Origin of the sequence: Xenorhabdus sp. SGI246, from assembly GCF_040838225.1 — a bacterium.
Lineage (GTDB): Bacteria > Pseudomonadota > Gammaproteobacteria > Enterobacterales > Enterobacteriaceae > Xenorhabdus > Xenorhabdus indica.
Window position 1 is genome coordinate 117,706 of record NZ_JBFPEZ010000004.1, and the last position, 9,224, is coordinate 126,929.

A 9,224-nucleotide genomic window follows, 5' to 3' on the forward strand; every position below is an offset into this window, starting at 1 on the left:
ATGGAAAACGTATTACTACATAAACCGTTATTGTCTGGAGATCACCAAAGCGACGCGGCCAATGAATTGAATATCACTGATCGCACAGTCAAAGGTGACATCATCATCGCTGACTCGAATTTTACTGACAGGGATTTTGGCTATTTTCTTGATACTGTGCATTCCTTCAATATCTACCAGCCATAAACCATCCTGAATATTGTCTTCCTGGGTATCAAGCAGATACCAGGATATGCCATCATCAACCATCAGCGGTTTTCTGAGGTCTTTGGAAATTAGCTCACTATCCAGGATAACCGGATTAGCCTCATTTAGTTTTCCCCCTGACAGTTTTACACGAGAGATTGACGGTGCGATGATATCTTCCAACCGTTCCGTTTTTTTACCTCCTTCTCCGTTTGGGAACATCTCTCCTTGACCTGTACTCAACCAGAGCAGTGAAGCACCAGTTTCTAGATTACACTGAATAATCCAATCCGCCGGAAAACTATCACGAAGATAGCGGTTTGCCATAGTGCTTTTGGACACGCCTAAATGGTCACTCAGAGCCTGACGAGACTTAAATCCATACGCGCGGACAAGGCGCTCGATAGCTGGTCGCCCACCGCTATCAGCCCCCATTTTGATCTCAATATTGGTATTTTTCATTGACAGTATAGATAAGAGATATTAGTATCGCACTAAAGTTCTCTAATTGAGATCTTTAGTGAGCCCAGATTGGTTAATGCGAAAACCATTGAGAGATATTGCATCATGAACTGCCAAATTTCAATCCTTATGCCAGAGATTAGCTGTGTTCCAAGTATTGCTCTGACAATGATCTCTCTGAAGGTAAAAGAGTGAGGAAAATATGGCGAATACAGAGAAAGAAAAATTTGTCCAAATTAACCTCGGTCAGCGGCTGGAAGGATTGAACCATCTGTCAAAGATCAGAGCGATATACTGGGGAAATGATGAGAAAGAATTAAGACGGTTTCTTGCCGATATGCGTGACAAAAGGGATTGTCATTATGCAGAGAATAAGCGGGTGCTATCCGCTATTTTCTATTTGGCGAATATTCCACGTTCTCGTCATGACAGTGAAATCAGCCAATTTACTCCAGAAGAAAAACAGTCTCTGATCAAAGCGATGAATCATATTAAGGTTGTAGTCAGTCAGTTTCCCAAGCATTTGACGTTATCCAATTAATCACTCTTTTAAACATTTTTTCTGTTTATTTTGCTGAATAAATAGCATTTTTGAACAGATGGCATGTGCACGTCAGGCACTCACATACCCTTAATATGGTGACATTGATGAATAGTATTTTTTTTGCTAATGAATATCGCGCTGGCAATGCTATTGCCAACGATAAGCAGTTGCGAATGTGCCGACCAAACATCCCGCAAAATGCTTCAACGACAGAGTGTTTGTTGTGGGAAGTGAATGCAGAAGATTATCAATGGTGCCATCAATATATCGGTCAGATACCGGATTTTCTGGCGAAATATTTCAGTCGCCGTTATGCCGATATTTTTACTAAATCAGGGCGCAGGGATGCCAATTCTTATCTGAGAAAAACTGTCGGGCAAAATGTGTTGCCACGGTTACAGTTGGTTAAGCACAGATACCAATTCAAACACCGTGTGTCTGGTATTGCCCCTTTCCCTTTTATTGCACAACTGAGTAACGTGGTGACTTATGATCGCAAACAGCTTTTGAAGTTCGCTCATGAAGTCTCTGTGTTTATCACAGAGAACTACGAGTATTATTCTCTGAAGCCCTTTTTGGAACCCGCTTCTTCCGCTTCTTCCGCTTCTTTAAGTCCCTCTTCTTTTTCTTTGCAAGACCCTTTTTTGCAAGAGTCTCAACATAGCCAAACGAAATCTATAGATGGTGAGATGGAACAATTTTCTCGTATATCAGAAGTTTATGAATTATTGGCAAAACTAACATTGCAATGTGGTACTCATCCCCCTTATTGGCAACGATTTAACCATGGACGCAAAGCACTTTCTGTTGATCAGCTCTGTGCGGCAATGTTGCGTATGATGTCCGCCCGCTGGTGGTATTTTCGTTTAAAGCGCCTGCGGGATATTCAATCAGAACATATGGCAATTGCAGTTGGACAGGTTCAGAAAGTAGCATCGCCTTATGTTTCGCAACATGCTTTGCGTGAATGGCTGGAACAAAAGCGACGCAATCGTGAGTTTTTCCAGCATTTTGATTTGGAGAATGAAGCGGGAGAACGTATTTCATTAGCTGAAACTGTGCTCCACAGTAACGCGAATCCTGCTATCCGTCGTTGTGAATTGATGGTCAGAATGCGCGGTTTCGAGGTTATTGCTGACAAAATGGGATGTGTGGGGGAATTCTATACCATTACGGCACCAGCAAAATACCATGCAGTCCGGTATCAAGGTGGATTTGTTAGCCAGTGGGAGGGCGCAACTCCCCGCGATACACAACGCTATTTATGCAGCGTATGGGCAAAAGCCCGTGCAGCTATTGCTCGTGCAGGAATTAATCTATTTGGTTTTCGTGTCGTCGAACCCCATCATGATGGTACTCCACATTGGCATATTTTATTGTTTATGCTGCCAGAACATGTGCAGCAGGTCAGAAAAATCCTTGAACATTACGCTTGTCAGGAAGAGGAGGAAGAGTTACTGCGTTATCGTAATAATGACAAGAAATCCCGTTTTGATTATAGGGAGATAGATCCTCATCAAGGCAGTGCGACAGGTTATATCGCAAAGTACGTTTCTAAAAATATTGATGGTTATGCATTAGAAGATGAAATCGATCATGAAACGGGCGAATCATTACGCGATATGGCTAAATCGGTAACAGCATGGGCAAATCGTTGGCGTATTCGCCAATTTCAACAAATTGGTGGCGCTCCGGTTTCTGTTTGGCGCGAATTGCGTCGGCTTAAAGAAATGCGTTTATCTGATAATAAAATGAATGCGGTCTTACGGGCTGCAGATGAGGGAAATTGGGCAGCTTATACTCAGGCCCAAGGCGGACCGTGGGTTGCTCGTAATGATTTGGTCATTCGGCTCTCTTACAAACAGATTCCATTTGGTAGCCCTTATGGTGAAAAAGTTCACGTCATCCAAGGAGTGACATCGCCTTTGCTGTCTTATGCAAAATATATCTGTACACGAATCCATCAATGGTCAATTGTACCAAAATCTGATGCGACTCCGACATCGGAGAAGATTGTTTATAAAAGAAACAGAAAATGGTTCTCTTGGAGTTCTGTCAATAACTGTACGGATAGACAGAAAAGATATTGTTGTGATATAGATATGAAATGGTTTTAAAGAATTCTTTTTTTCAAAAAAAAATTTCTATAAAAGAAATATATAATAGTTATTAACTATTAATTTTTATCTTTAGGAAGGGAAAAAACTACTTTAAATTTTCACTAATTAGGTGTACTGTATATACATACAGTTTTTGAGTGGAGGCGTATATATCAGTGGACTCTCTTATGGAATCATTGGTAGCACAACGTATTAATTTTATTGCCAGAATGGCGACAAGTTGTGAATGCAATCAAGCAGAAGACAAAGAATTGGCATTGGTCTGGATAGCTGAGTTATCTGCACCTTATGAAAAAAGACTCAGTGGTTATAATAGCTTGTATAAAAACAACTTTTTAGAAAGGGAATGGTCGGTAAATTCAGATTCGGTAGAAGAATAGACTTTGACGGGAGAAAATGATGCGAATTGAAATACTTTTCGATAAGCGAGCTAATATTTCTGAATCGGTCATGTCTGCACTTGAAAATGAACTTAAAAAGAAAATACTACCTCAGTATCCAGATACGCGTTTTAGAATTGCCGTCAGCAGCAATACATCCGTAAAAGTGACAGGTAGTAAAAACAGTAGTGAACACAACCAAATAATGGAACTCATCCAAAGTGTCTGGGAGGATGATAGCTGGCTATTGGATTAGGCCTAATAGATTGAAGTATCGAACAAATAACAAGTAATCTAAATAACACAAGGGCAGGGGCGATTCCTGCCCTTATGCTTTCTTAAAAAGATAAATATCCTGGCAGAATTGTTCTTCATTTGTACTACTTCCCCGACAATGCCGTTTCATTGAGGTATTCCGTTGATTATTCGATCATAACTCTCCGATTTACTGATTGTTTTCTGCAAAGAAAAGGAGAGTGTATGCAAATTATTGCACAACAAAATGAGACGGTTGATGCATTGTGCTGGCGCCATTATGGCCGGACATTGGGCATGACGGAACGTGTATTGTTGGCCAATCCGGGACTTGCTGATTTTGGCGCGATATTGCCTCATGGAACGAAAGTTGAAATGCCGGACTTTATGCCTGTGGCCAGCAAGCCTATGATCCAGCTTTGGGATTAAGGGGTATGAATGGATAAATACAGCCATGCAACTTATGCCTGCGCCAGTACCACTGCTATTTTTTCTGGTCTTTCTTTATATGAGTGGAGTTTCCTGTTGGGAGCATTCGCCAGCATTGCTCTCGGCATTTTGACTTATCGTCTCAATCGTCGTGAGCAAATGAAACGCACTTTGATCTTAAAAGAAATTCTTGAAAATCTGGAGGTAGATCCTGCGTCAAAATCAGCCAGTATTGTCAGCGAGCTGATAAATCACGCACCAAAGGAGCTGTGATATGTATGCAGGATTTCAAAACTAAACTTAGCCGGTTGCTTATTGGTCTTATCATCGGTGGTGCCAGTTCTTCCGTCATTCTTTCCCAGTTCCTTGATGAGAAAGAGGGTAACCGGCTTACAGCCTATCAGGATGCTGGTGGAATTTGGACGATATGTCGGGGAGTGACGCGCATTGATGATAAAGCGGTATATAAAGGAATGCAGTTGACCTCTGAACAATGTGAAGCTTTGAACCGGATTGAAGCTGATAAAGCGATTGATTGGGTGAAAAAGAATGTCCACATTCCGTTGACTGAACCACAAATTGCAGGGATTGCCAGTTTTTGCCCATATAACATCGGTCCTTCAAAGTGCTTTTCTTCCACATTTTATCGCAAGCTCAATGCCGGAGATAGAAAAGGTGCCTGTCAGGAGATTAAACGCTGGATTTATGATGGAGGGCGTGATTGCCGAAAAACACAAGGGCAGCCGAACGGTTGTTATGGGCAGGTTTTACGGCGTGATCAGGAATCTGAACTGGCTTGTTGGGGACTGGAACAATGAAGAAAGTACCTTTAATTGTCACCTTTATAATTGGAGGATGCTTTGGCTGGTGGGGGCACCGTTCACTGTTTCTTAGCGAAGTGGCAAACTTGAAGCAGCAGCATTCCGCTCAAATCGCTGCTATCTACCAGAAAGCAAGCCAAGAAACATTGTCAGTTATTCAACAAATGAAAGATGCACAAAACAGGGTCGCTCAACTGGATGAATACTATTCTGGAAAATTAGCTCATGTTACTGAAGAAAATGCCGCTTTGCGGGCTGATATTGCCGCTGGTTATCGCCGGGTGCGAATCGCCACTGCCAACCTTGCTACCTGTCAGCTCACCCAAAACCGAAATACCCGCTCCCGCAGTGTGGGCGATGGAACCCAAGTCGAACTCACTGCAAAAGCTGGACGCACTATTTACGATATCCGAGCCGGGATCATCAACGATCAAGCCAAACTAGATTACCTGCAACAGTATGTCCGTGAAGTTGTCCGGCAATGTAAGTCCTAGCCATTCTGCATGGCTTAACAGAACTCTCTTACATGACCTCCTAAAAGCCTTTTTTATTCTGAAAAAGGCTTTTATTTTATTGATTTAATTTGCTTTTTCCTGCTGTTTTGTATGCCTGTTCCTACAAGCCTGGTTTAATGTTTCACCTGCTTTTTCATGGCATTCTTACGCCATGAACACACAACTCACTGAACTGATGCGCTTATTGCGCAACCTGATCCGAACAGGCGTCATTACCCAAGTGGATACTACAAAGGGAATGTGCCGAGTCGCGACAGGTAATCTTGAAACCAACTGGCTGCACTGGTTGACATCCAGAGCGGGAAACTCCCGCACGTGGTGGGCGCCCAGTGTTGGTGAACAGGTTTTATTACTGTCCATAGGCGGCGAACTGACCACCGCCTTTGTATTGCCAGCAATTTTCTCAGATGAGTTTCCGGCACCATCAACATCTCCTGAAGCAACGCATATTAAGTTTCCGGATGGTGCAGTGATGGAATATGAACCGCAATCAGGCGCATTGACTGTGACTGGCATCAAAACCGCGACAGTGATTGCATCGGATTCCGTTCATATTACTGCGCCGGAAATTACCTGTGTTGCCAGTACCAGAATTACGCTGGATACACCGGAAGTCATCTGTACGCAGCTAATGAGCACGGGGAATCTGATCGTGCGCAACGGCGGCAAAATGACGGGCAATATTGAGCATACCGGCGGCACATTCAGTTCCAATGGTGTGATCGTGGATTCCCATAAACACACCGGTATTCGGTCAGGCGGTGACACATCAGGAGGCCCCGTATGATGTATTTGGGTATGAACCGACAGACAGGTAAGGAGCTGGCCGATCTGGATCATGTCCGACAATCTGTCAGCGATATTTTATTGACCCCTGTGGGTAGCCGTATTGCACGACGTACTTACGGCTCTTTGCTGCCTGAACTGATCGACTGGCCGCAAAACCCGGCGCTCAGGCTTCAAGTGATGGCGGCCAGCTTTACCGCAATCAGCCGCTGGGAGCCACGTGTGACGCTGACGTCAATCACGATGGAAACCCTACAGGACGGCAGAATGGTGGTAGATATCACGGGTACTTATCATCAGTCCGCCAAAGAATTTTCACTTTCGATTCCGGTGAGGTAAGCAATGCCAACAATCGATTTAAGTCAGTTGCCGCCACCGGACGTGGTTGAGCCACTGGATTACGAACAACTGTTAGAAGAGCGTAAAAGAGGGCTGATATCGCTTTATCCTGGAGACCAGCAAGATGCCATTGCTCGAACCCTGCAACTTGAATCCGAGCCATTGGTGAAGTTGCTGGAAGAGAACGTGTACCGCGAACTGCTTCTGCGCCAGCGAGTTAATGAAGCTGCACGAGCGGTAATGGTTGCTTATTCAACTGGTAACGATCTGGATCAATTGGGTGCGAACAACAATGTATCCCGCATGGTTTTGCGTTCTGCGGATAACTCCACCATACCGCCGACACCGGCTGTCATGGAATCCGACAACGATTACCGCGTGCGTATTCCTCAAGCTTTTGAAGGTTTGAGCGTTGCAGGACCGGTTGGGGCTTATGAATACCATGCCCGCAGTGCAGATGGTCGTGTCGCGGATGCTTCGGCTATTAGCCCGTCACCAGCCAACGTCACGGTAACAATCATGTCCCGTGAAGACAAAGGTGTGGCATCCAAAGAACTGTTGGAAATCGTCGAAAAAGCCCTGAACGATGAAAACGTACGCCCAGTGGCAGATCGTTTGAAAGTCCAGTCAGCGAACATTGTGGAATATGAAATTGATGCGGTGTTGTACATCTTCCCGACACCGGAATCAGAACCTATTCGTAAAGCGGCTGAGCAAAAACTGAAACATTACGTTGAAGCGCAGCATCGTCTGGGGCGTGACATTCGTTTGTCAGCGATTTATGCCGCATTGCATGTGGAAGGTGTCCAGCGTGTAGAACTGAAAGCACCGCTGAAAGACGTTGTGCTGGATAAAACTCAGGCTTCTTACTGCACCAAGACCACATTGACGATGGGAGGTTCTGATGAGTGATCGCCTTCTGCCGATGGGCTCAACCCAGTTAGAACTTGCCGCGGCTAAAGCATGTGCTGAGTTGCAGAAGATCAAAGTGCCATTGCGGGAACTGTGGAATCCGGACACTTGTCCGGCATCATTACTGCCTTATCTGGCATGGGCGTGGTCAGTGGATCGCTGGGACGAAAACTGGCCTGAGAACACCAAAAGGGAAGTGATCAAAAGCTCGTTGTTCCTGCACAAACATAAAGGAACGATTGGTGCGATTCGGCGGGTAGTTGAACCGTTAGGTTATCTCATCCGTGTACGGGAATGGTGGCAGACCAACGACGTTCCGGGCACCTTCCGGCTGGATATTGGTGTTCTGGATAGTGGTATCACCCATGAAATGTTCGAAGAGCTGGAAAATTTGATTTTCGATGCCAAGCCGGTGAGCCGACATTTGATTGGATTGGATATCAACCTGGATACACGCGGTGAATATCACTACTCGGTAGCGACTTACAGCGGTGACGAACTGACAGTTTATCCCTATTTCCCGAAAGAAGTGACAGTATCCGGCTCAGAAATTGTGGGCGCGGGAGTACATATTATTGATGACATGAGGATTAGACCATGAGTACCAAATATTTTGCGCTGCTGACACAGTTGGGCGCGGATAAATTGGCAAATGCTGCGGCACTGGGTACTAAAATCGAAATTACCCATATGGCCGTTGGTGATGGTGGTGGCAGCCTGCCGACGCCAGACACTAAACAAACTAAATTGACTAATGAAAAACGTCGTGCAGCGATTAATACGCTGAGCATTGATCCGAAAAACACCAACCAAATTATTGCAGAACAAGTTATTCCTGAAAACGAAGGTGGCTGGTGGATCCGTGAAATCGGCCTGTATGACAAAGATGGTATTCTGATCGCTGTTGGTAACTGTGCAGAAACCTACAAACCCCAATTGCAGGAAGGCTCCGGTCGTACACAGACGATCCGTATGATCCTGATTGTCAGCAGCGCTGATGCAGTGACTTTGAAAATTGATCCGTCTGTGATCCTGGCGACACGTGAGTATGTGGACGATTCCATTAAGAAACATGCCAACAGCCGTAACCACCCTGATGCGACGCTAAAAGAAAAGGGATTTGTGATCCTAAGCAGCGCGGTGGACAGCAATAGCGAAACTCATGCAGCAACACCGAAATCGGTAAAGGCGGCTTATGATTTGGCTAATGCAGCGAATAATAATGCTAATGGTCGTGTTCCGGCAGGGCGTAAGGTGAATGGTAAGGCGCTATCGGCGGATATTTCACTAAATTCTGCGGATGTTGGGGCTTATTCTAAGGAAGAAACCGAAGCTAAGGTGCGTGAAGCTAAAGCACAGGCAGATGCAGCAAATAATAATGCCAATACTCGTCTGGAAAAAAACAAGAATGGTGCGGATATTCCAAACAAAGATGAGTTTGTAAAAAACCTCGGTTTAACAGAAGCCGTAAAACA

At 44.7% G+C, this 9,224-nt stretch carries 14 protein-coding genes; 13 read left to right on the forward strand and 1 reads right to left on the reverse strand.

The features are described 5' to 3' along the window. Positions 1-27 precede the first annotated feature (27 nt). Complete coding sequence (locus tag ABLA85_RS01885) at positions 28-621, reverse strand: phage repressor protein CI (protein ID WP_367960848.1); 594 nt, start codon at positions 619-621, stop codon at positions 28-30. A 229-nt stretch (positions 622-850) separates the two neighbouring features. Here ABLA85_RS01885 and ABLA85_RS01890 point away from each other — a divergent pair, with 229 nt between their 5' ends. The 13 genes from ABLA85_RS01890 to ABLA85_RS01950 all read left to right on the forward strand — a co-directional run. Further along, positions 851-1,189, forward strand: coding sequence for a DUF5347 domain-containing protein (locus ABLA85_RS01890; protein ID WP_367960850.1), 339 nt, complete (start codon positions 851-853; stop codon positions 1,187-1,189). Between the two features lie 107 nt (positions 1,190-1,296). Beyond that, a complete protein-coding gene (locus ABLA85_RS01895) occupies positions 1,297-3,309 on the forward strand; it encodes a replication endonuclease (protein WP_367960853.1) in 2,013 nt (670 codons plus the stop codon). 170 nt (positions 3,310-3,479) lie between these two features. Beyond that, positions 3,480-3,692, forward strand: coding sequence for a hypothetical protein (locus ABLA85_RS01900; protein WP_367960856.1), 213 nt, complete (start codon positions 3,480-3,482; stop codon positions 3,690-3,692). 16 nt (positions 3,693-3,708) lie between these two features. After that, positions 3,709-3,948, forward strand: coding sequence for a DinI-like family protein (locus tag ABLA85_RS01905; protein ID WP_367960858.1), 240 nt, complete (start codon positions 3,709-3,711; stop codon positions 3,946-3,948). A gap of 224 nt (positions 3,949-4,172) precedes the next feature. After that, the gene (locus tag ABLA85_RS01910; protein ID WP_047683408.1) at positions 4,173-4,376 is read left to right on the forward strand and encodes a tail protein X; all 204 of its coding nucleotides are present in this window, start codon (positions 4,173-4,175) and stop codon (positions 4,374-4,376) included. A gap of 9 nt (positions 4,377-4,385) precedes the next feature. After that, positions 4,386-4,649: a hypothetical protein gene (locus tag ABLA85_RS01915; protein WP_047683410.1), complete on the forward strand. Its 264-nt coding sequence runs from the start codon at positions 4,386-4,388 to the stop codon at positions 4,647-4,649. A 5-nt stretch (positions 4,650-4,654) separates the two neighbouring features. Continuing rightward, the gene (locus tag ABLA85_RS01920; protein WP_367960860.1) at positions 4,655-5,194 is read left to right on the forward strand and encodes a lysozyme; all 540 of its coding nucleotides are present in this window, start codon (positions 4,655-4,657) and stop codon (positions 5,192-5,194) included. Then, entirely contained in the window at positions 5,191-5,691 is a 501-nt protein-coding gene (locus ABLA85_RS01925) for a lysis system i-spanin subunit Rz (protein WP_367960863.1), read from the forward strand. Before ABLA85_RS01920 ends, ABLA85_RS01925 begins: the two co-directional genes overlap by 4 nt. A gap of 172 nt (positions 5,692-5,863) precedes the next feature. Next, positions 5,864-6,499: a phage baseplate assembly protein V gene (locus tag ABLA85_RS01930; protein WP_047683412.1), complete on the forward strand. Its 636-nt coding sequence runs from the start codon at positions 5,864-5,866 to the stop codon at positions 6,497-6,499. Continuing rightward, positions 6,496-6,837: a GPW/gp25 family protein gene (locus tag ABLA85_RS01935; RefSeq protein WP_047683414.1), complete on the forward strand. Its 342-nt coding sequence runs from the start codon at positions 6,496-6,498 to the stop codon at positions 6,835-6,837. Before ABLA85_RS01930 ends, ABLA85_RS01935 begins: the two co-directional genes overlap by 4 nt. A 3-nt stretch (positions 6,838-6,840) precedes the next feature. Next, entirely contained in the window at positions 6,841-7,749 is a 909-nt protein-coding gene (locus ABLA85_RS01940; protein WP_047683416.1) for a baseplate J/gp47 family protein, read from the forward strand. Then, positions 7,742-8,350, forward strand: a complete 609-nt coding sequence (locus ABLA85_RS01945; RefSeq protein ID WP_187650130.1) for a phage tail protein I — start codon at positions 7,742-7,744, stop codon at positions 8,348-8,350. Before ABLA85_RS01940 ends, ABLA85_RS01945 begins: the two co-directional genes overlap by 8 nt. Next, positions 8,347-9,224 (forward strand): phage tail protein (locus ABLA85_RS01950; protein WP_367960866.1); only part of this gene is annotated, 878 nt, incomplete at its 3' end. The genes ABLA85_RS01945 and ABLA85_RS01950, both read left to right, overlap by 4 nt.